The sequence below is a fragment of the Streptomyces dangxiongensis genome, assembly GCF_003675325.1.
GTDB lineage: Bacteria > Actinomycetota > Actinomycetes > Streptomycetales > Streptomycetaceae > Streptomyces > Streptomyces dangxiongensis.
This window is the reverse complement of the sequence record NZ_CP033073.1, coordinates 7,497,682-7,518,257: the sequence shown is the minus strand read 5'-3', so window position 1 is coordinate 7,518,257 and position 20,576 is coordinate 7,497,682. Positions and strand designations below refer to the sequence as shown.

At 73.7% G+C, this 20,576-nt stretch carries 21 protein-coding genes; 10 read left to right on the top strand and 11 right to left on the bottom strand.

The annotated features are described in order from the left end of the window. Positions 1-55: 55 nt before the first annotated feature. From D9753_RS33860 to hypA, 6 genes are read left to right on the top strand one after another with little or no spacing between them, the layout of a single operon-like run. A complete protein-coding gene (locus tag D9753_RS33860) occupies positions 56-1,849 on the top strand; it encodes a nickel-dependent hydrogenase large subunit (RefSeq protein WP_121790472.1) in 1,794 nt (597 codons plus the stop codon). Further along, on the top strand, positions 1,842-2,405 hold the full coding sequence (locus D9753_RS33855; protein WP_121790471.1) for a NifU family protein: 564 nt from the start codon (positions 1,842-1,844) through the stop codon (positions 2,403-2,405). Before D9753_RS33860 ends, D9753_RS33855 begins: the two co-directional genes overlap by 8 nt. Next, a complete protein-coding gene (locus D9753_RS33850; protein WP_121790470.1) occupies positions 2,402-2,998 on the top strand; it encodes a DUF5947 family protein in 597 nt (198 codons plus the stop codon). The genes D9753_RS33855 and D9753_RS33850 overlap by 4 nt, the downstream gene beginning before the upstream one ends. Positions 2,999-3,018: 20 nt before the next feature. Next, positions 3,019-3,225 (top strand): hypothetical protein, encoded by a 207-nt coding sequence (locus D9753_RS33845; protein ID WP_121790469.1) that lies wholly within the window; start codon positions 3,019-3,021, stop codon positions 3,223-3,225. 34 nt (positions 3,226-3,259) lie between these two features. After that, positions 3,260-3,448 carry a hypothetical protein gene (locus D9753_RS36805; RefSeq protein WP_205614440.1) on the top strand — a complete coding sequence of 63 codons (189 nt, stop codon included), beginning with the start codon at positions 3,260-3,262 and terminating at the stop codon, positions 3,446-3,448. 7 nt (positions 3,449-3,455) lie between these two features. Beyond that, the gene (hypA, locus tag D9753_RS33840) at positions 3,456-3,812 is read left to right on the top strand and encodes a hydrogenase maturation nickel metallochaperone HypA (protein ID WP_121790468.1); all 357 of its coding nucleotides are present in this window, start codon (positions 3,456-3,458) and stop codon (positions 3,810-3,812) included. Positions 3,813-3,839: 27 nt separating this feature from the next. Here hypA and hypE read toward each other — a convergent pair whose 3' ends face one another. From hypE to D9753_RS33800, 8 genes are all read right to left on the bottom strand, one after another. Continuing rightward, positions 3,840-4,829 carry a hydrogenase expression/formation protein HypE gene (gene hypE, locus D9753_RS33835; RefSeq protein ID WP_240468514.1) on the bottom strand — a complete coding sequence of 330 codons (990 nt, stop codon included), beginning with the start codon at positions 4,827-4,829 and terminating at the stop codon, positions 3,840-3,842. Between the two features lie 130 nt (positions 4,830-4,959). Then, complete coding sequence (gene hypD, locus D9753_RS33830) at positions 4,960-6,102, bottom strand: hydrogenase formation protein HypD (protein WP_121790467.1); 1,143 nt, start codon at positions 6,100-6,102, stop codon at positions 4,960-4,962. Then, positions 6,099-6,389: a HypC/HybG/HupF family hydrogenase formation chaperone gene (locus D9753_RS33825; protein WP_121790466.1), complete on the bottom strand. Its 291-nt coding sequence runs from the start codon at positions 6,387-6,389 to the stop codon at positions 6,099-6,101. The genes hypD and D9753_RS33825 overlap by 4 nt, the downstream gene beginning before the upstream one ends. Before the next feature lie 3 nt (positions 6,390-6,392). Further along, entirely contained in the window at positions 6,393-8,747 is a 2,355-nt protein-coding gene (gene hypF, locus D9753_RS33820) for a carbamoyltransferase HypF (RefSeq protein WP_121790465.1), read from the bottom strand. Continuing rightward, the gene (hypB, locus tag D9753_RS33815) at positions 8,744-9,466 is read right to left on the bottom strand and encodes a hydrogenase nickel incorporation protein HypB (protein WP_121790464.1); all 723 of its coding nucleotides are present in this window, start codon (positions 9,464-9,466) and stop codon (positions 8,744-8,746) included. Before hypB ends, hypF begins: the two co-directional genes overlap by 4 nt. 60 nt (positions 9,467-9,526) lie before the next feature. Continuing rightward, on the bottom strand, positions 9,527-10,105 hold the full coding sequence (locus D9753_RS33810) for a hydrogenase maturation protease (RefSeq protein ID WP_121790463.1): 579 nt from the start codon (positions 10,103-10,105) through the stop codon (positions 9,527-9,529). Then, on the bottom strand, positions 10,102-11,811 hold the full coding sequence (locus D9753_RS33805) for a hydrogenase maturation protein (protein ID WP_121790462.1): 1,710 nt from the start codon (positions 11,809-11,811) through the stop codon (positions 10,102-10,104). Before D9753_RS33805 ends, D9753_RS33810 begins: the two co-directional genes overlap by 4 nt. Before the next feature lie 470 nt (positions 11,812-12,281). Further along, a complete protein-coding gene (locus tag D9753_RS33800; protein ID WP_121790461.1) occupies positions 12,282-13,016 on the bottom strand; it encodes an MgtC/SapB family protein in 735 nt (244 codons plus the stop codon). A gap of 180 nt (positions 13,017-13,196) precedes the next feature. Here D9753_RS33800 and D9753_RS33795 point away from each other — a divergent pair, with 180 nt between their 5' ends. From D9753_RS33795 to D9753_RS33780, 4 genes are all read left to right on the top strand, one after another. Next, positions 13,197-13,610: a DUF2267 domain-containing protein gene (locus D9753_RS33795; protein WP_121790460.1), complete on the top strand. Its 414-nt coding sequence runs from the start codon at positions 13,197-13,199 to the stop codon at positions 13,608-13,610. 176 nt (positions 13,611-13,786) lie between these two features. After that, positions 13,787-14,242 carry an ANTAR domain-containing protein gene (locus tag D9753_RS33790; protein ID WP_121790459.1) on the top strand — a complete coding sequence of 152 codons (456 nt, stop codon included), beginning with the start codon at positions 13,787-13,789 and terminating at the stop codon, positions 14,240-14,242. Between the two features lie 348 nt (positions 14,243-14,590). Further along, positions 14,591-15,766 carry an AI-2E family transporter gene (locus D9753_RS33785; protein ID WP_121790458.1) on the top strand — a complete coding sequence of 392 codons (1,176 nt, stop codon included), beginning with the start codon at positions 14,591-14,593 and terminating at the stop codon, positions 15,764-15,766. Positions 15,767-15,962: 196 nt separating this feature from the next. Next, entirely contained in the window at positions 15,963-17,009 is a 1,047-nt protein-coding gene (locus D9753_RS33780; RefSeq protein WP_205614439.1) for an FUSC family protein, read from the top strand. Between the two features lie 660 nt (positions 17,010-17,669). On the opposite strand, the gene D9753_RS33770 is transcribed toward D9753_RS33780, so the two are convergent. The 3 genes from D9753_RS33770 to D9753_RS33760 are packed head-to-tail and all read right to left on the bottom strand — an operon-like array spanning position 17,670 to position 20,184. Continuing rightward, a complete protein-coding gene (locus D9753_RS33770; protein WP_163010861.1) occupies positions 17,670-18,776 on the bottom strand; it encodes a terpene synthase family protein in 1,107 nt (368 codons plus the stop codon). Further along, a complete protein-coding gene (locus D9753_RS33765) occupies positions 18,773-19,582 on the bottom strand; it encodes an ABC transporter permease (protein WP_121790456.1) in 810 nt (269 codons plus the stop codon). The genes D9753_RS33770 and D9753_RS33765 overlap by 4 nt, the downstream gene beginning before the upstream one ends. Then, entirely contained in the window at positions 19,579-20,184 is a 606-nt protein-coding gene (locus D9753_RS33760) for an ATP-binding cassette domain-containing protein (protein WP_121790455.1), read from the bottom strand. The genes D9753_RS33765 and D9753_RS33760 overlap by 4 nt, the downstream gene beginning before the upstream one ends. Between the last annotated feature and the right edge of the window lie 392 nt (positions 20,185-20,576).

Here is a 20,576-nt window from a genome sequence, read left to right as displayed (position 1 = left end):
CTCCGCCGCCGGCCATCCACCCGTCGAACCCGAACAGCGAGGGGCACCACCGCAGATGACCACCACCGAGTCCCGGCCCACAGGACGCAAACCCGCCCAGATCGTGGACATGTCCTGGGATCCGATCACCCGGATCATCGGCAACCTGGGGATCTACACGAAGATCGACTTCGCCAATCAGGAAGTCGTGGAGTGCCACAGCACCTCGTCGCTGTTCCGCGGCTATTCGGTGTTCATGAAGGGCAAGGACCCGCGGGACGCCGGGTTCATCACCTCGCGGATCTGCGGCATCTGCGGCGACAACCACACCACCTGCTCCAACTACGCCCAGCAGATGGCCTACGGCGTCAAGCCGCCCAAACTGGCCGAGCACATCACCAACCTCGGCGAGGCCGCGGAGTACATCTTCGACCACACGATCTTCCAGGACAACCTCGTCTTCGTGGACTTCTGCGAGGCGATGGTCAAGGCCACCAACCCCGGGGTCCTGGCCCGCGCCGAGCGCACCGACGCGCCCCGCGGGGACATCCACGGCTACCGGACCGTCGCCGACATCATGAAGGCCTTCAACCCCTTCGAGGGCGAGGTCTACAAGGAGGCGCTGAAGGTCAGCCGGATCACCCGGGAGATGTTCTGCCTGATGGAGGGCCGGCATGTGCACCCCTCCACGCTGTACCCGGGCGGGGTCGGCACGATGCCGCAGCCGAGCACCTTCACCGACTACCTCAGCCGGCTGATGCGCGTCATCGACTTCATCAAGAAGGCGGTGGCGATGAACGACGACGTCTTCGACTTCTTCTACGAGGCCCTGCCCGGCTACGAGGAGGTCGGCAGACGCCGCATCATGCTCGGCTGCTGGGGTGCCTTCCAGAACCCGGACGTCGTCGACTACCGCTACGCGACGATGAACGAGTGGGGCCGGGCTATGTACGTCACCCCGGGCATCATCGTGGACGGCGAGCTCGTCACCAACAACCTGGTCGACATCAATCTGGGCCTGCGCATCATGCTGGGCAGCTCGTTCTACGAGGACTGGGTCAACGAGGAGCCGTTCGTCACCCACGACCCGCTCGGCAACCCCGTCGACATGCGCCACCCGTGGAACCAGACCACGGTCCCGGTGCCGCAGAAGCGGGAGTTCGACGGCAACTACAGCTGGGTGATGAGCCCCCGCTGGTACCACCGGCAGACCGGCGAGCACCTCGCCCTGGACACCGGCGGCGGGCCCCTCGCCCGGCTCTGGTCGACCGCGCTGAGCGGCCTGGTCGACACCCCGTACGTCAAGGCGACCGGCGGCGGTATCCGCATCACCCTGCCCAAGGGCGAGAAGCTGCCGGAGACGACCCTGGAGTGGCGCATCCCGAAGTGGAGCAACACCCTCGAACGGGACCGCGCCCGGCCGTACTTCATCGCCTACGCCGCCGCCATGGCCCTCCAGTTCCTGGAGGAGGCGATGCAGATGCTCCGCAGCGGCGACACGAAGGTGTACGAGAACTTCGAGGTGCCGGACGAGGCCATCGGCTGCGGCTTCCACGAGGCGGTGCGCGGGGTCCTCTCGCACCACCTGGTGATCCGCGACAAGAAGATCGCCAACTACCACCCGTACCCGCCGACCCCGTGGAACGCCAGCCCCCGCGACATCTACGGCACCCCGGGCCCCTACGAGGACGCCGTCCAGGGCCAGCCGATCTTCGAGGAGAACGGGCCCGACGACTTCAAGGGCGTCGACATCATGCGCACCGTGCGCAGTTTCGACCCCTGTCTGCCGTGCGGCGTCCACATGTACATGGGCAAGGGCAAGACCCTGACCACCGTGCACTCGCCGACGTACGGAGCCGACCATGGCTGACGCCGCGCGGCTCGCGGACCCTGCGGTGGAGGTGCGGCTCGCCCGCCTGGACGAGGTGCTGGCCGGGCTGGAGGCCGCGCCCGGCCCGGCGCTGGAGGCGGTGGCGCTGCTGAGCGAGGTCTACGGCGAGGCGCTCGCCCGGGTGCTGGATCACGCCGAGGGCCCGCTGCGGGAGCGGCTCGCCGAGGACGAACTGCTCGGACACCTGCTGGTCCTGCACGACATGCACCCCGAGCCGCCCGAGCGCCGGGCCGCCCGCGCGGTGGAGAAGCTGCGGCCGGCGGTGCGCGAGCGCGGCGGCGAACTGGAGTGGGCCGGCCTGGAGGGGCAGGTGGCGCGGGTGCGGCTGAAGACCGGTGGCGGCTGCGGTTCCGGCTGCGGCAGCGGCGGCGGCTCCTCGGACGTCACCGAGGCGGTCCGGGCGGCGGTGCTGGCCGTCGCCCCCGAACTGACCTCCGTGGAGACGGTGGAGGCTGCCCCCGAACGCGTGACGGCCCCCGCGTTCGTGCCGCTGACCAGCATCCGACGCCGGCCCGTGGCCCAGGAGACGCCGTGAGCGTGGACGGCGCGCTCGCCCGGGTGATCCGCTCCGCCGCCGACCGGGCGGAGCGGGCCGAGGCCGAGGTCTGCGAGCTGTGCGCCGCCCCGGTGGGCACCGAACACGCCCACCTGTACGAGACCGGGGCCGCGGAGGTGCGGTGCGTGTGCCGCCTCTGTTCGGTGCTGTTCGCCGCCGACGGGGCCGGCGAGGGCCGCTACCGGCTCGTGCCGAGGCGCCGGCTGCGGCTGCCGCCGGTCGACACGGCGGTGCTGGGCGTCCCGGTGGGGCTGGTCTTCTTCGTGCCACGCTCCGACGGCACGGTCACCGCGCAGGGGCCGAGCCCCGCAGGGGCCATGCGGTGGGAGGTGGACACGGCGGCCTGGCGGCGGCTGGCGGCCGGGGTGCCGCTGCTCGCCTCTCTGGCACCCGACGTCGAGGCGCTGCTGGTGAACACCGTGCGCGGCCTGGACGAGCACTGGATCGTGCCGGTCGACGACTGCTTCCGGATGACGGCCCTGATCCGCCGCGAGTGGCGGGGCCTGTCCGGTGGCGGCCGGGTGTGGCCGGCCGTAGAACAGTTCTTCAAGGAGCTGACCGAGCGGTCGTGAGACCGGGAAGGAGAGCGGACATGGGCAGCATCCGAGTGGGCCGCCCCCAGGCGAAGCCCGACACGCCCACCCACGTGCGCGGACTGCACCAGGGCAACTGGGGCCCGTACCGGCGCCAGACCGGACACCACGAGGACGGCACGTCCGACGCGCGCCGCTCCACCGGTATCCACTGGAAGCGGCACGACGCCCTGGTGAAGGAAATGCCGAACATCTCGCCGGGATGACGATGCGGGGCCTAGAGAGAGGGAAGTGACCGTCATGGATGTCCGCAGGCGAAGAAGGACCGCGCGCGCGGAGATGTCGGGACGCCGGGTGCTGCTGGTTCAGGCCGCGCTGGCCGGCGGCCTTGCCGCGGCGCTGTTCGTCAAGGAGTTCCCGGGCCTCGTGCGCGAGGTGCGGATCTACCGGATGACCGGGGGCCTGCGCGCCCGCCGCCGGTATCCGTGAGGGCGGCGTGCACGAGCTGTCGATCGCGACCGCGATCGTGGAGCAGGCCGGGGAGATCGCCCGGGCGGACGGTGCCGGCGATGTCTCGTCGGTGACCGTCCGCGTCGGTGAGCTGGCCGGTGTGGTGCCGGACGCGCTGCACTTCGCCTTCGAGGTGGCCCGTGACGGTACGGCCCTCGCGGCGGCCCGGCTCGTGGTCGAGCGGGTGCCCGCCCAGGCCTGGTGCGGGGAGTGTGCCGAGGAGTTCGCGCTCGGCATGCCGCCGTTCTTCTGGTGCCCGCGCTGCGACCGGCCCTCGCGGGAGCTGCGCAGCGGGCGCGAGCTGGAGATCACCGGGGTCGAAGCGGTGCCGGTCCCGCCCTGAGCGGTGGGGCCGGCACCGCCCGGCCGCTCAGCAGATGCGGGGCAGTTGCTCCCCCAGCGGCAGGTCCACCACGCGGGTGCCGCCGAGGCCGGTGGCGACGACGACCGTTCCGGGGTGGTCGGCCACGCACTCGCCGATGAGGGCCGCGCCGGCGCCGTGCGGGTGGGCCCGCATGGCCGCCAGCACGCCCTCGGCGTGCTCCGGGGGTACGAAGGCGACGAGCCGGCCCTCGTTGGCGACGTACATAGGGTCCAGGCCGAGGAAGCCGCAGGCGTTCGCGACCTCGTCCGGGACCGGGATGGCCCGCTCGCGCAGCCGGACCCCGGTGCCGGAGGCGCGGGCGATCTCGTTGAGGGACGCGCCGAGGCCGCCGCGGGTGGGGTCGCGCAGGACGTGGATGTCCGGGGTGACCGCCAGCATGGCCGCCACGAGGCCGGCCAGGGGTGCGGTGTCGGAGGCGATCTCGCCCCCGAACTCCAGTCCTTCCCGCACACTCATGATGGCCACGCCGTGCAGGCCGATGGGGCCGCTGACGATGACGGCGTCGCCCGGCCGGGCGCGCTGCGGGCGGATGTCGACGCCGTCCGGCACGAGGCCGACGCCGGCGGTGGTGACGTAGACGCCGTCGCCGTGCCCGGACTCCACGACCTTGGTGTCACCGGTGGCGACGGTGACGTCCGCCGCCCGGGCCGCCGCGCCGACGGCACGTGCGACGCGCTCCACCACGGCCAGTTCCACGCCCTCCTCGAGGATGAAGGCGGTGGACAGGTACGCGGGCCGGGCGCCGCTCATCGCCAGGTCGTTGACGGTGCCGTTGACGGCCAGGTCGCCGAGGCTGCCGCCGGGGAAGAACAGCGGGCGTACGACGTAGGAGTCGGTGGAGAAGGCCAGCCGGGCGCCGCCCAGGTCGAGGACGGCCGAGTCGGCGAGCGCGGCCAGGGTGGGGTTGCCGTACGCGGGGGTGAAGACCTGTTCGATCAGTTCGGCGGACAGGGCGCCGCCTCCGCCGTGTCCCATGACGACGACCGGCTGGTCGCGCAGGGGCGCCGGGCAGGTCCACTCCGCGGGGTCGACGGCAGCGGTGCCCGCCGCGGCGGCCCCGGCGGCTTCGGCGGCTTCGGTGGCTTCGGCGGCTTCGGTGGCGAGATCAGCCAACGGAGTTCATCTCCTCCTGCGGGATACGGGATCCCTGTGGTGCCGGGGCGTTCATCCGGCGGTACAGGTAGTAGGCGGCGCAGGCGCCCTCGCTGGAGACCATGGTGGCGCCGAGCGGGGTGCGCGGGGTGCAGGCCGTGCCGAACGCCTCGCACTCGGTCGGCTTGATCAGCCCTTGCAGGACCTCACCGGCCCGGCACACGGCGGGTTCCTCGGTGCGGATCCCGGTGACGTCGAAGCGGTGCTCGGCGTCGTGGGCGCGGAAGGCGTCGGTCAGCCGCCAGCCGCTGGCCGGGATGCGGCCGATGCCGCGCCAGTTGCGGTCCGTGACCTCGAAGACCTCCTCGATCATGCGCATGGCGGCCTGGTTGCCCTGGTCGCGTACGGCGCGGGCGTAGGCGTTGTCCACGCCGTGCTCGCCGCGCTCCAGTTGGTGGACGGCGCGGCGGATGCCTTCGAGGATGTCGAGCGGCTCGAAGCCGGTCACGACGATCGGCACCCGGTGCCTCGCGGCCAGCTCCGGGTACTCGGCGGTGCCCATCACGCTGCACACGTGACCGGCGGCGAGGAAGCCCTGCACGCGGCAGCCGGGCGCGGTCATGATGGCCTCGATCGCCGGGGGGACCCGGACGTGGGACACCAGCAGGCTGAAGTTGTCGAGGCCGAGCCTGCGGGCCTGGTGCACGGCCATGGCGTTGGCGGGGGCGGTCGTCTCGAAGCCGATCGCGAAGAACACCACCTGACGGTCCGGGTTCCTGCGGGCGATGTCGAGGGCGTCGAGCGGGGAGTACACCACGCGTACGTCACCGCCCTCGCCCTTGACGCGGAACAGGTCCCGGTCGGTGCCCGGCACGCGGAGCATGTCGCCGAAGGAGCAGAAGATCACGCCGGGGCGGGCGGCGATCTCCAGTGCCTTGTCGATGACGTCGAGGGGCGTGACGCACACCGGGCAGCCGGGGCCATGAATCAACTCCACGTTCTCTGGGAGGAGTTGGTCGATCCCGTGGCGGATGATGGAGTGGGTCTGGCCGCCGCAGACCTCCATGAGCGCCCATGGGCGGGTGGCGGTGGCCCGGATCTCGTCGAGCAGCCGGTGTGCCAGAGCGGGGTCGTTGAACTCGTCGATGTACTTCACCGGGACTCGCTTCCGTTCTCCTGCCGGGCCGCCTGCTCCCAGGCGTCGCCGAACTCCTCCTCCAACAGTCCGAGTTGCTCGAACAGCTCCAGGGAGGCCCGGGCCGATTCCTCGTCCAGGCGCTGGAGCGCGAAGCCGACGTGGACGATGACGTACTCCCCCACCCGCACATCGGGCAGGTACTCCAGGCACGCCTGTTTCTGCACTCCGCCGAAATCGATCAGCCCGGTGAGCGGGTCGGCGCGATGGTCGATGGACACGACCTTGCCGGGCACAGCCAGACACATGGGTCACTCCGTCTCGTGGTGGACGGCCGTTCCCGCGACCATGAGCTGGCCGAGCGCGAGACCGCCGTCGTTCGGGGGGACTTCGCCGTGCCGCAGGAGCGTGAACCCGTCCCGGTCGAGCAGGCCGGCGCACTCCTCCTCCAGCAGGGCGTTGGCGAAGACGCCGCCGGTGAGGGCGACGGTGGTCAGGCCGGTGGCCGTGCGGGCGCGGCGGCAGATCTCGGCGACGGTACGCGCGACGCCGCGGTGGAAGCGGGCGGCGAGTACGGGCGCGGGCGTGCCGCGGGCCCGGTCGTGCAGGAGCGCCCGCAGCATCGGCGTGGGGCTGCACGTGAGGCGGTCCGTGCCGCTGAGCCCGAAGGGGTAGGCCACGGTGTTCTCGCCGGCCGCCTCCAGTGCCGCCGCCTCCAGCTCCAGGGCGGCCTGCGCCTCGTAGTCAGCACGGTGGCACACGCCGACGAGCGAGGAGACGGCGTCGAAGAGCCGCCCCATGCCGGAGGACGGCACACAGGCCACCTGTCGTTCCAGTTGGCGTCGGAGCACCGCGCGTTCGGTGTCCGAGCAGGCGATGACGCTCGGCAGTTCCCGCGTCCACGGCAGTCCCGCCGCCCACAGCCGGGCCAGGGCCAGGCGGCACGGGTTGGCCACACCGGCGTCGCCGCCGGGCAGCGGGGCGGGCTCCAGGTGAGCGAAGCGGCGGTAGCCGGTGTAGTCGGCGAGCAGGACCTCGCCGCCCCACACCGTGCCGTCGTCGCCGTAGCCGGTGCCGTCGAAGGCGACGCCGATGACGGGTGCGCCGCCGTCCAGGCCGTGCTCGGCCATCGCGGCGGCGATGTGGGCATGGTGGTGCTGCACCAGCACCGGCCCGGACAGGCCGAGCCGGGCGGCCCGGCCGCGCGCCAGGCGGGTCGAGTGGTAGCCGGGGTGCCGGTCGGCCGCCACCCGCCGGGGGACGACTCCGGTGAGGCGGGTGAGGTGCCGCTCGGCCCGCTCGGCGGCTGCCAGGGTGGCCAGCTCGCCCATGTCGCCGATGTGCGGCCCGAGCCAGGCGTGGTCGCCCTCGCCCAGACAGAGGACGTTCTTCAGGTCGCCGCCGACGGCGAGCGTGGGCCGGACCGGGACCGGCAGGCGCACCGGGCGGGGAACGTAGCCGCGGGAGCGCCGCAGGACCTGTGGGGTGCCGTCGGGGCGGACGCGCAGCAGGGAGTCGTCGCACGGGGAGGCGATGGGCCGGTCGTGGGTGAGCCAGGCGTCGGCGAGGCCGGCCAGCCGGGTCAGGGCCTGGGCGTCGTCGGTGACGATGGGCTCACCGGAGCGGTTGCCGCTGGTCATGACCAGGACCCGGGGGCCGGGGGGATCGCCGGGCAGCCCGAACAGCAGGGTGTGGACGGGGGTGTAGGGCAGCATCACGCCGACGTACGGGCTGCCGGGGCAGACCTGGCCGGCGAGGCGGATGCCGTCGGGGGGTGTGCGGCGGCGCAGCAGGACGACGGGGCGGTGGGCGCCGGTGAGGGCATCGCGTTCCGCGTCGGAGAGGATCGCGATCCGTTCGGCCGTGGGCAGGTCGGCGCACATCACCGCGAAGGCCTTGCCGCCGCGCTCCTTGCGGTCGCGCAGGGCGGTGACGGCGCGGGCGTCGGTGGCGTCGCAGGCCAGGTGGTAGCCGCCGACGCCCTTGACGGCGACGATCCGCCCGGCGGCGAGCAGCGCGCGGGCGCTCGCGAGGGCCGCCGCGTCCCGGGCCGGGCGGACCCCGGTCCTGTCGGCCGGGACCAGGGCGAGCCGCGGACCGCAGTCGGGGCAGGCGACGGGCTGGGCGTGGAAGCGCCGGTCGGCCGGGTCGCCGTACTCCCGGGCGCAGGCGGAGCACATCGGGAAGCCGGCCATGGTGGTGGCGGCGCGGTCGTAGGGCATGCCGGTGGCGACGGTGAAGCGGGGGCCGCAGTGTGTGCAGGTCAGGAAGGGGTGGCGGTAGCGGCGGTCGCCGGGGTCGGCCAGTTCGCGCAGGCAGTCGGCGCAGGTCGCCGTGTCGGGCGGGAGGTGTGTGCGGCCCGGGGACCGCTCGGTGGAGCGGATGCCGAAGGGGCCGGTGGCGCCGGTGGCGGGGACGTCCTCGCAGCCGACGCCGGTCACGGTCGCCAGCGGGGGCGGCCGCTCGGCCAGCCGGCGGACGAACAGCTCCACCTCGTCCGGCGGGCCCTCGACCTCGATGAGCACGCCGTCGGCGGTGTTGCTCACGAACCCGGGCAGGGCGAGGGTGGCGGCCAGCCGGTGTACGTACGGCCGGAAGCCGACCCCCTGCACCGTGCCGCGCACGGTGATGCGGCGGCGGACCGGTCCGGTGGCGGGCGCCGTCACGCGACGGGGGCGGAATCGGGGTGGTGGACGTGCGGGTGGGGGGCGAGCGGCGGGCGGTGCGGCGGGACTCCGTCGCGGGCGGCGAGGGCGCGGTCGAGCAGGGTGCCGACGCCGGAACCGGTGCGGGCGCAGGATCGTACGATCTCCACGCCCGGGTTGACCTGGTGCACGTTCTCGTGGAACAGGCTCTCGTCGAAGCCGGCCGGTCCGGCGAGGTCGGTCTTGGTGATCACCACGAGATGGGCGGAGCCGAACGCGGTCGGGTACTTCAGCGGCTTGTCCTCGCCCTCGGTGACGGCCATCAGCACGACGCGCAGGGTCTCGCCGAGGTCGTAGGCGGCCGGGCAGACCAGGTTGCCGACGTTCTCCACGAAGAGCACGGAGGTGTCGCCCGGCAGCCAGCCCGCCAGCCGGGCCCGGACCTGACGGGCCTCCAGGTGGCACAGTCCGTCGGTGAGGAGCTGCTGGACGGGGGCGCCGGAGCGGGCCAGCCGGACGGCGTCGTTCTCGGTGGCCAGGTCCGCGGTGAGCGCGGCCACCGGGACGCCGCGCTCCACCGCGCGGGCCAGGACCCGGCCGAGGAGTTCGGTCTTGCCGCTGCCGGGGCTGGACAGGAGGTTGACCAGGGTCACGCCCTGCCGGGCGAGGTCGCCGCGCAGGCTCGCGGCCAGGTCGTCGTTCTTCGCCAGGACGGCCTGTCTGACGTCGGACCGGCACATGGGCGCTGCTCCTCGGATGGGGTGACGGGGCGCGGGCCGCATCGCGTGCGGCCCGGCATCTCAGCGATTCTGGGTGCCGCCGGGCGCCGTTGCGGGCAGCGCAGCCGGGTGCGGGGTGCCGGATTCCACCGGGCGGCCCAACGGGGGCAGGGACCCGGCGGGGTCGTCGAGCAGGGCGGGGACGAGCGTGTGCAGCGCGTCCACGGCCCGGCCGACCGCTTCGCGCACCGGGGCGCTCAGTCCCCCGAGGAGGTCGTCGCCGGCCGGCAGTACGCCGGGTTCGCAGGCCAGGACGAGGACCCGGGGCAGGGGCTCGTCGCCCAGGTGTCGGGCCAGGGCCAGTACCTTCGCCGGGTCCATGCCGTGGGCCTCGGGCGCGACGGTCCCGTCGGGCGGTTCGGCCTCGATCAGCGAGAGGGTGCCGGGGCGGTGCCCGCGCGGGGCCGCGTCGACCAGGACGGCGGTGGCACAGCCGGCCAGCAGGTCGTAGGCGAGGTCCAGGCCGCGGATGCCGTAGTCGCGCACCCGCACCCCGGGCGGCAGCGGGCGGTGTGCGAGTGCGCGGATCACCTCGGGGCCGAAGGCGTCGTCGGCGAGGAAGATGTTGCCGACTCCGGCCACCAGGATCCGGGGCGTCACCGGACGTCTCCCGCGGCCGGGGCGAGGGGCCGGGGCGAGCCGGCCGGTGTCTTGCGGACGAAGGCCGAGCGCAGGGCGTGGTAGGGGGCCGCGGGGTCGAAGAAGACGGCGTGCATGCGGGCCAGTTCCGCCTGCCGGTGGTCGGCCAGGGGGCGTTCCCGCTCGTCCGCCGCGCGGGCCGCCGCCTTGGCGGCGAGCCGCCGGTCGAGGTCCGGGGCGGCGGCGAGGGTGGTCGCCAGCCGCCGCACCTCGGCCGCGAAGTCCTGCGGTGCGGCCGGCACCAGCCGGTCCACGAGGCCGAGCCGTTCGGCGGACGCGGCGCTGACCGGCACCGCCTCGGTGGTCAGCCGGCGTGCGTTGCCGGGGCCGACGCGGCGGGGCAGGGTGTAGGTCCAGAACTCGGAGCCGTACAGGCCCATGCGCCGGTAGTGCGGGTTGAGGACGGCGCCCGTGCGGCACCACACCTGGTCGGCGGCGAGGGCCAGCATGGCCCCGCCGGCCGCGGCGTTGCCGGCGAGGGCGGCCACCACCAGCCGGTCGGTGGTGCGCAGCACGGCCTCGACGAGGTCGTCCATGGCGTTGAGGTTGGTCCAGGACTCCTCGGCCGGGTCGGGGGCGGCCTCGATGACGTTCAGGTGGATGCCGTTGGAGAAGAAGTCGCGGGTCCCGCCGAGGACGAGGACGCGGGTGGGGCGTGCGAGGGCCTGCGTGTAGGCGGCGAGCAGTCTGCGGCACTGGTCGGTGCTCATCGCGCCGCCCGGGAAGGAGAAGGCGAGGAAGCCGACGTCACCGTGCTGCCGGTAGCGGATGTCGGTCCAGGTGCGCCGGCCGGGCGGGAGTTCCGGTGGGGCGGGGTCCTCCGGGAGCCGGAGGCCGGGCTGCTGGGAGGCGAGCACCGAGGCGGCCGGGCGGCGGAAGGGCGCCGGGTCGCCGGAGTCGCGGCGGGGACGCAGTTCCGGGATCCAGACCGCGCCGTCCCGGGTCGCCCGGCAGACGGCTCCGGCGCGCTGGGCCAGCAGGGCGCCGGGACGGCCGCGCAGCCGGTCCTCGGGGTGCCCGCCGTGCAGGAACACCTGGCGGCCGAGGAGTTCGTCCAGGACGCCCGGCTGGGAGTCGGCGCCGCGGAGCGTGCGCAGGACCGTCTCGGTGTCGTCGCGTTCCCAGTCGATCCGCCGCTGCTCCTGCCGGAAGAAGTCGCGCCACCCGACCGTGACCGACGCGTCGGTCTGCGGGAGGGGCTTGTAGAAGCCTTCCGCGTAGCGCCGTACGGCCGTCAGGACGGCGGTGACGGCGGCGTCGGAGGCCTCGTTGCGGTAGAGGTCGCTCTTGCCGACGGGCGGCACGGGGAACGGCTCGGCCGCCCAGATCGCGCCCGCGTCCATCGCCGCCTCGGCCCGGAGCACGGTCACGCCCCACTGCTCCGCCCGGCCGGCGATGGCCCAGTCCAGCGCGGACGGGCCGCGGTCGCCCGGCGGCCCCGGGTGCACGATCAGGCAGGTGTGGTCGCGCCACACGTCCTCGGGCAGGGCCGTCCTGAGCATCGGCGCGATGATCAGCTCCGGCCGCGACTCGCGCACGGCGGCGCGGACCGGGTCGGGGCCGTGTGCGGCGAGCACCACGTCGACCCGGTGCCCGAGGTCCGACAGTTCGGCGTACACGCGCTGGGAGAGGCTGTTGAACGCGCTGGCGACCAGCAGGATGTCCATGGCACGGCATGGTCGTCGTTCGCCGGGGTGCCGTGAAGAACCGCCACGGCGTTTCGCCGGCCTCGCCCGGCTCTCTTGGGCCATCCGGATCGCACGGCGGGGGTCGCGGGGGTCGTCGTACGCCCCGCCCCGCTCGTCGCGGTGTGCCTGCGGCGGGGCGGGGGTGATCGGGGTGGACGTGCGCCGGGAGGGCGTGCCCCGCGCGGGTCGGACTCAGGCCGCGAGGGGCCGGCCGGGGGTGAGGCGGTCGAGGAGCTGGTCCTGGTGGAGTCCGGCCACCGGGGCGAGCAGGTCGGGGTGGCGGAGCAGGGCGGCGGCGCGGCGGTCACCGGCCTCGGGGGTGAGCAGCCGGCGGAAGCCGACCGGCGCGGAGGCGGTGTGCTCGCCGCCGGTTCCGCGTCGGCTGCTGCCCGTCCCGCGCCGACCGCCGTTTCGTCGTGCGCCGGGAGGTGCGCCGTCCCCCGTGCGGGCTATTCGTCGTCCTCCGCGGTGGTCAGCTCGACGTCGAGTACGCCGTCGTCGTGGAACAGTTCCGCGGCCAGCCGCGAGGGGTCCGCGGTGCCCTCCAGCCGCACCAGGACCCGGGCGGCGGCGTCGGCGCGGTCGGGCAGCCGTTCGACCTTGACCTGGACGATCCGGAAGCCGCGCCGGGTGCAGGCCTCCATCAGGCGGGGCAGCAGTGCCGAGCCGGTCCGGTAGGTCAGGCGTGCCTCGAAGGCGGCGGTCGCGCCGGGGACCAGCCGGCGCGAGAGCCGCGGGTAGCCCCGTACCACCAGGAAGTGCAGCGCCGTCACCGCGACCGCGAGGAGGGGCAGCCCACCGCCGCAGGCCATGCCGACGGCGCAGGTCAGCCAGACGGTGGCGGCGGTCGTCAGGCCCCGCACGGCGTCACGTCGTACGAAGATCAGACCGCCGCCGATGAAGCCGATCCCGGAGACGATCTGCGCCGCGACGCGGGAGGGGTCGAAGGAGACGTTCTGCAGCCCCAGCACCGCGGTGAACCCGTGCTGGGAGACCTCCATCATCAGCGCGCTGGCGATGCCGACCAGCGTGTGGGTGCGCAGGCCCGCGCTCTTCTGCCGGGCCGCGCGCTCCCAGCCGATCACGCTGGACAGCACGAGCGCCAGTCCGAGTTCGGCCAACTGCCGCGGCCCCTGCCCGTTGTGGATGTCCCACAGCGGGGCGGCCAGTCCCGCTCCTGTCATGCGCACCTCGCACGATGATCAGTCGATCCTACGCCGCCGACGCCCGCCCCGCGCCACGGCGACGACGCCACCGGGCGCCCGGCGACCGTGACACGGCGCGGGTGCGGGGGTACCCGTCCGGGGCCGCCATGCCCGCGGGACGGCGCTGCCGTCAGGACTCCGTGCGAAGGGACCGGCCTCATGCGGCACGACGAGATGATCGGAAAGGTGCAGGCGCTGGCCCAGCTACCCGACCGGCGAACGGCCGAGCGGGCCGCGCACGCGGTGGTGACCACGCTGTCGGAACGGCTGCCGTCGGGACTGGCCCGGCATGTGGCCGCCCAGTTGCCGCACGACATGGCGGCGGCCATGCGGGAGGCGGCCGACGCCTCGGCGGGGCCGGACTCCGGCACGTCGGCCGAACGGTTCGGGCTGACCGCCTTCGCCGGACGCATCGCCGTCCGGGCCGCCACCGACGAGGACACCGCGCTGCGGGAGGCCGCCGCCGTCCTGGAGGTGCTGGACGCCGCCCTCGCCCCGGAGCTGACCGAACGGATGGCCGGGGCGCTGCCCGCCGACATCCGCGAGCTGCTGCCGACGGGCCGGGCCGTATAGACACCCGGCGCCGGGTGCCCGGTCCGCGGCGGGAGCCGGGCACCCCGACGGCGCGAGCCGACCGACGTGGACCGGCACGGCATGACCGGGACCGGCCCCACTGGTTCAATTCGTATGCGTACGCTCACTGGGGGCAGGTGAAGCAGTGACGCCCCCCACCCCGAAAAGGTGCTCCAATGGCCTTCTTCGCCGTCTCCCGGAACAAGCCGCTCGTCCTGCTGTCGACCACCGACCTGGTGACCGAACACCACCGGTTGCAAGAGGAGAACGAGCAGCTACGGCGCGCGGTCACCTCGCACGCCGTGATCGACCAGGCCATCGGCGTCGTGGTCACCCTCGGCCGGATGGCGCCGGAAGGGGCCTGGCGGGCGCTGCGGGACGTCTCCCAGCGCACCAACACCAAGCTGCGGACGGTCGCAGAGCACATCCTGGACCACGCCCAGGGCGGCCCGCTTCCCGAGTCGGAGCGGGCCGAACTCGAGAAAGCGATCGTCCGGCACCGCCGGTGCGGCGGGATGCCGGTCACCGACGGCCGTGCCGGCTCCCCCGGCGGTGCCGGGAGCGACGGGACGACGGAGGCCGCAGCACCCACCGGTCCTCCACCTGATCCAGTCCGTACAGCAGGACGCTGAGGACCGGGAGCAGCAGAACCGCGACGATCATCATCGGAGGCTCCCCCTCCCTGCCGGGGTCACCGACGCGAGTGCCCTCCTCCCGGGCGCCCACCCCCGCCGGCTGTGAAGGTCCTGTGACCACTCGCAACCGGACCGGCCCGCGGTGCGGCGTCGGGCCGGGCCCGAGCACCAGCTCGCCCGGGCCCGGCACCGGCTCACCACGGTCCGGTACGGAGAGCCACGGCTCCGGCACCACGGTCCGGTACGAAGGGCCCGGCGGGTGCGCTCGGCGCGCCCCTTTCCCGCCCCGTGCTTACGGTGCTGTGGAGGTGACCGGTCGTCGCGGGTGGCGAGGAGGCGTGAGCGGTGGTGGGCGAGGAGCGCCGACGGGGGTCCGGGCGAGGCGGCGGGCGGCGGGCCGCCGGCCGGGTGCTGGGCAGCCGGCCGGCGTACTCGGTGCGGCTGCCGGCGCCGCCCCGGCCGGAGCCGCCGACACCGCCGGCCGAGCGGACGGTGCCGTGGCTGCGGGTCGCCGCGGCCTTCTCCTGGCGGCTGATCCTCGTCGGCGTCGTCGTCTACGGCGTCTTCAGCGTCCTCGGCAGCTTCCAGTTGATCGCCGTGGCCCTGTTCCTCGCGCTGGTCGTGACGTCCGTCCTGCGCCCGCTCGCCGACCTGCTCGGCCGGTTCCTGCCGCGGCCGGTCGCCGTGGCCGTGGTGCTGATCGGCAGCCTGCTCGCCCTGCTCGCCCTGCTCGCCCTGGTGGGCAGCGCGGTGGCGGGCGAGTCGGCCCGGCTGGTGGGCGACCTCCGCGGCGGTACGCACCGCATCCAGGACTGGCTGCAACGGCCACCGTTCCGGCTCAGCCCGGACCGGCTCTCCGCCCTCCAGGACCAACTGGCGCACTATGTCTCCGCGCACCGGGCGGTTCTGTTCAGCAGCGCGGTCAGCGAGTTCGGCCGGGTGGTGGAGCTGGTCGCGGGCGGCGCACTCGCGCTGTTCGCGTCGGTGTTCTTCATCCACTCCGGCGAGCACCTGTGGGGCTGGGCACGCGACCAGCTCCTGCCCGACGGTGCCCGCGCGGCCTGGGACCGGGCGGGCCGGGCGGCCTGGCACAGCTTCGCCGGTTACACCAGGGGCATCATCATCGTGGCCGCCACCAACGCCGTACTGGTCGGTGTCGCCCTGCTGGTGCTGCGGGTGCCGCTCGCGCTGCCGCTGGCCCTGCTGGAGTTCTTCGCGGCGTTCGTGCCGCTGGTGGGTTCGCCGGTCGCCCTCGCGGTCGCCACGGTCGTCGCGCTCGCCGGGCGCGGACCTTTCACGGCGGCGTGCGTGCTGGTCCTGATCGTCGTGATCGGCCAGCTCGAGGGGCATGTGCTGCACCCGCTGGTGATGAGCTGGGCGGTACGGCTGCACCCGCTGGTCGTCGCCCTGTCCGTCATCGCGGGCAGCGTCATGGCGGGGGTGATCGGCGCCGTCGTGGCGGTTCCACTGGTCTCGGTGGTGTGGTCGGTGCTGCGTGCCCTGCGCGCGGTACCCCCCTGACGGCACGCCCCGCCACGGGGTGGTGTGCGCTGTCACAGTGCCGGGGCGGGGATGGGCGGCATGGACCGGGCCGACCGGTGGCACCCGGGTCACCGTGCGTGGGACAGGAGTGACCTTGCAGGGCGTACGGCGTGAGCTGTCGGACGCGGTACGGACGGTACGACAGGCCTGGAGAGGACCGGGCCGGGAACGGGACATGGCCCTCCAGGCGGTGAAGGCCGCGCTGGCCGCGTGGCTGGCCTGGGTGGTGGCGGGATGGTGGCTGCACGCCCCGGTGGCGTTCGTCGCGCCCTGGGTGGCGGTCGTCCTGGTGGAGACGACGGTCTACCGGTCGATCGCCCACGGACTGCAACAGCTCGCGGCGATCGGGGCCGGCACGATCGCGGCCACGGCGGCCGGGCTGCTGCTGCACAGCACGGTGGCCGCGATGGCGGTCGTCCTGCCCCTGGTGATGCTGCTCGGCCGGTGGCGGCGACTGGGCAGCCAGGGCATCAACGCGGCCACCGGCGCCCTGTTCGTCCTCACCAACGGGCCGGTGAGCGTCGCCACCTCGACGGCCCGGCTCACCGAGGCCCTCTTCGGGGCGTTCGTCGGCATCGCCGTCAACGCGCTGGTACGGCCGCCGCTGTATCTGCGCGACACCCGCGCCGTGCTCCAGGACGCGACCGAGGAGGCCCACGACATCCTGCGGGACGTGGCGGACGGGCTGGCCGGGGGACGCTGGGACGCCGAGGAGGCCGGGGCCTGGCACGAGCGGGCACTGCGGCTGCACCGGCTGGTGGAGGAGGCCCGCTCGGCGGTGGAGTGGGGCCGGGAGAGCCTGCGGGGCAACCTGCGCCGCCGGCGCCCCGGTGCCGTGCCGCCACCCGGCAAGGAGTACGACGACGCGCTCGTGGTCCTGGACTACGCGGCCGTCCACACGGCCGGGGTGACCCGCACGGTCATGGAGGCCGCCGCCGAGGACGGTCCGCCGTCCCGGCCGCGGCCCGAGCCGGCCCGCCGCTACGCCGAGTTCCTGCGCCAGACCGCCCACGCGCTGCGGCTGTACAGCCACAGCCGGTTCGGCGACGCGTGCGAGGACGAGCTGCGCGAGGCCGTGGCGCGGCTGAACGGCACGCTCGCCGAGCTGCGCCGGGATCTGGTCCGCTCCGTCACGGACGATCCCGACGAGGTCGCCACCTACGGCGCGCTGCTCGCCCAGGCCCACCGGCTGGCCGGCCAACTGGCCGCCTCGGGCGCGTGAGCCCGGCCCCGGCCGGCCGCACCCGTTCGGAACGTCGGTCCGCGCGGTGGGACGCGCGGGCCGTCGTACTGGACGCGGCGCCTGCCGCCCTCTTGCCGGGTTCGCGCACTCCGAACACGGCCGGGCCCACTCCGAGGACGCCGTCGGTCAGCGGCCCAGAGCGCACTCCCCCGCCGCCGTGCAGCGCGCGCTGGACGTCCGGGGCCCGGTGTGGTGTCCCTCCAGGCGCACGGCCGGTCGGCCCGGCGCACGTCCAGTTCCACCGGTCCGGGGCCGCAGTCGAGGTAGACCGTCGCCCCGATGTACGCGTCGATGCCGACCCCGCGCGGCAGGACGTTGCGCCGGGTGAGGAGCGGGTCGGCCGGGTGGGGTCCCGGCTGCGGCAGCCGCTCGGCGGCCATGAGGGTGACCGGCGCGTTGCGGTGGGCGGGCCGGCTGAAGTAGCGGTCCCCGACTATGCCGAGGCCCGCGCGGACCTCGGCCGTCGTCACCGGTTCCCGGGCGGCAGTTCGGGCAGACCGCCGCCGGGCCGCCCGGAGAGCCGGTGCACCGGGGAGACCAGCGGCTGGAGCATCTCGACGTGCGGCACGCACCGAGCCTGGTCGGGCCGGGGGCGTCCGCCCCGGCCCGGTGGCCGAGGGGGCCGACCGCTGACGCCCGTCAGCAGTGGTCCCACCACCAGGAGACGCTCGGACAGGGCAGGGGGCTGGTGTCCGTGGTCGACGGCGACGGTGCCCAGTAGGCGGGTGTCCTGGTGACGTCCTCCAGGGCGATGCTCCGTGCCGGGTTGTAGCGCGGTGCGCACAGGGACGCTTCGGTGTTGGCGATGATGAACTGACCGAGTCGCTCGACCAGGTACCGCAGGGGCGCCTCGGCGCGGGGCGACAGGCGCTCGCGCAGACGGAGGAAGAGAAGCATCAGGCGGTCACGCGTCTCGGTCGCCGCGGTGACGGCCCGGTCGAAGGAGAGCCCGCGGGCCGCTTGCAGGACGCCCACGTAATTCGGGGAGGTCTGACCCTCTGCCTTCTCCTTGTGGTACGAGGCGATGTCGTTCTCCACTCCCACGAGGAGGGTCGCGCAGCCGATCAGGGCCTGGACCGCCGGTGCGTTCCAGTCCTCGTCGGGGATGGGGGCAGGTCCGCACAGTCCGATCCACGCGGCGTACACCGAGCTGCCGACGTCGTGGATGCGCAGGGCGAGGTATTCGTCCTCGGTGGGTTCGTCGATGTGGAGCTTGTGCACGCCGCTCGTGAGCAGGCACCTGAGTCCGGTGCTCACGCGAGCCACCTGTGTCGGTGTGCATTCCGCGCGGAGCTGTTCCATCACGTCGTGCACCGCCGCGACATAGGGGCTGTCGTTCTCCGTGACGCGGTATCCCGGAGATTCCAGGACATGCGTGATCCGGTTGACGAGACGGATGATCTCGCTGCGCCGGCTGGGGGCCTCGGGGTGATCGAGCACCTCGTCGTCGATCACGAGCGCCCACTCGATCATGCAGCCGATGCCTCGCAGCACCGCCTTGCTGGTCCGCTGGGTGGAGAACCGCCCGAGGACCCAGGCCAGGACGGTTCCGGCAGAGTGGTGGGACGCGGCGGCCGTCGGCTCGGGAAAGAAGTCGTAGGACTCCTTCCATGCCTGGACCTGGGCCGCGACGTCCGTCGGGAGGTGGGAGAGCGCCGGCTTCGGCAAGGGGTAGTAGAAGCGCGGTGGACCACCCGGCTGAGCGGGAATCCCGATCCGGCCCACTGCTGATGTGCTGCTGGTCATGCGTGCTCCTTCATCGGCGCGAGGCTGGTACGGGGGTTCGTCGTTCGGGGCAGGGCGTTGCGGGTGCGGTGGTGGAAGGCCAGGAGGCCGAGGAGCCCCGCGGCGGCGAACCACAGCGTCTGGAGGGCGAGGTCGGAGGGGGCGGGGGTGGAGGAGAAGCCCGCCGCCGTGGCGACCTGGACGGCGCCGTAGGTGGGCAGGAAACGCGTCATGGTGCTGCCGGCGCCCGAGCTGAGCACGGGGTTCTGCAAGCCGACGTCGATGACACTGGTCATGACCAGAGCGAACATGCCCTCGACCTCACGGCGCAGGAGCGATCCGAAGACGACGCCGAGGGCCCCGTAGGTCAGAGCCGCGCCGAACAGGGCGGCGGCGAGCGGGCCGGGCCGCTCAGGTGTCCAGGCGGTGCGGATGACGGCGGTGGCGTAGGCGGCGAGGACCGCGGACGTGAGAGTCAAGGAGGCGGTCTTGGCCAGGACGAGGTGGGTACGGGGGTAGCCGGCCATGGCCAGACGCCGGTCGAAGCGTCCGCCGGAGAACGTGGCGGCGAACATCATGAAACCGGTGACCAGGGTGACGGCGTTGAGGGCACCGGTGATCTGGGTGAGCCGGCTGCCGGGAAGCGACACCGTCTCGCCGGTGGACGCCAAGCGGATGGAGACGGCCCTGTCGGGGATGGTCAGGTAGACCAGGGTGATCCACGTGGGAATGAAGAAGACCACCAGCAGACAGGCGAACCGGTTGCGGGCGTGCTCGATGAGGTCGTAGCGGGTGGCCGTGGCGAACAGGTTCAGGTGCCTTCTCATGCCGAGGTCACCGCGTCGGCGTGCAGGGTGCCCGCGTCCAGGCGCCAGAGCAGATCGAGGCGTTCGGTGTCGTAGGCCAGGTGCGAGACCACGAGGACGGAGCGGCCGGCGTCACGCAAGTGGGCGGCCAGGTCCCAGAACCGCTGGTAGGTGTCCCAGTCGAAGCCCTGGTACGGCTCGTCCAGCAGGAGGACCTGGGGGTCGTGCATGAGGGCGAGAGTGAGGTTCAGCTTCTGCCTCGTGCCGCCGCTGAGCACTCCGGCCCGCGCGTCGGCGTACTCGGAGAACCGCAGGATCTCCATGATCTCCTCGGCGTGCCGCAGGTCGGGGAGTGCGAAGGCGACCCGGAAGAACTCCAGATGCTGCCGGACGGTGAGGGCGTCGTTGAGGACCGCGGTCTGCGGGCAGTAGCCGAAACGTCCCTGGTGACGCACCACGCCACGATCCGGACGCAGCTCACCGGCGAGAATCCGCAGCAGGGTCGTCTTGCCCGCGCCGTTCTCACCGACGATCCCGCCCAGCATGCCGGCCCCGAGGTCCAGTTCGACACCCCGCAGGACCACACGCCGGCGGTAGGCGTGGTGCACATCCCTCACCTCCACCGCGCCGCCCTCCCCCAGCCGATCCAGTGAGTGCCTCCGGCTCGTCAACCGGAGTATCGGCGGCGAGAAACCGGCACACCGATAGTCACACCGTCACACCACCCGAAAAGGGGAACGGACGCGACGGAAGTTGACGACAACGGGTCGCACGCATGCCCGGTTCGTCGCGGTGACCAGCGGCCTCGGCGGACTCCGCGGGCCCTGCGGTCGGCGGGCTCGGCGGTTGCGACGGTCTGTGCGGCCTCGCCCGTCAGTCGGCCGGCGCGGTGCCGGCCGCCGGTTCCTCGGCGGAGGCGGCCGGATGGGGGGCGCTCGGCGTCCGGGGCGGCGAGCCGTTCCTCGATGCCGGCCTCGGTGTGCCGTGGGTCGCGGGCGTCACCGATCATGAGGCG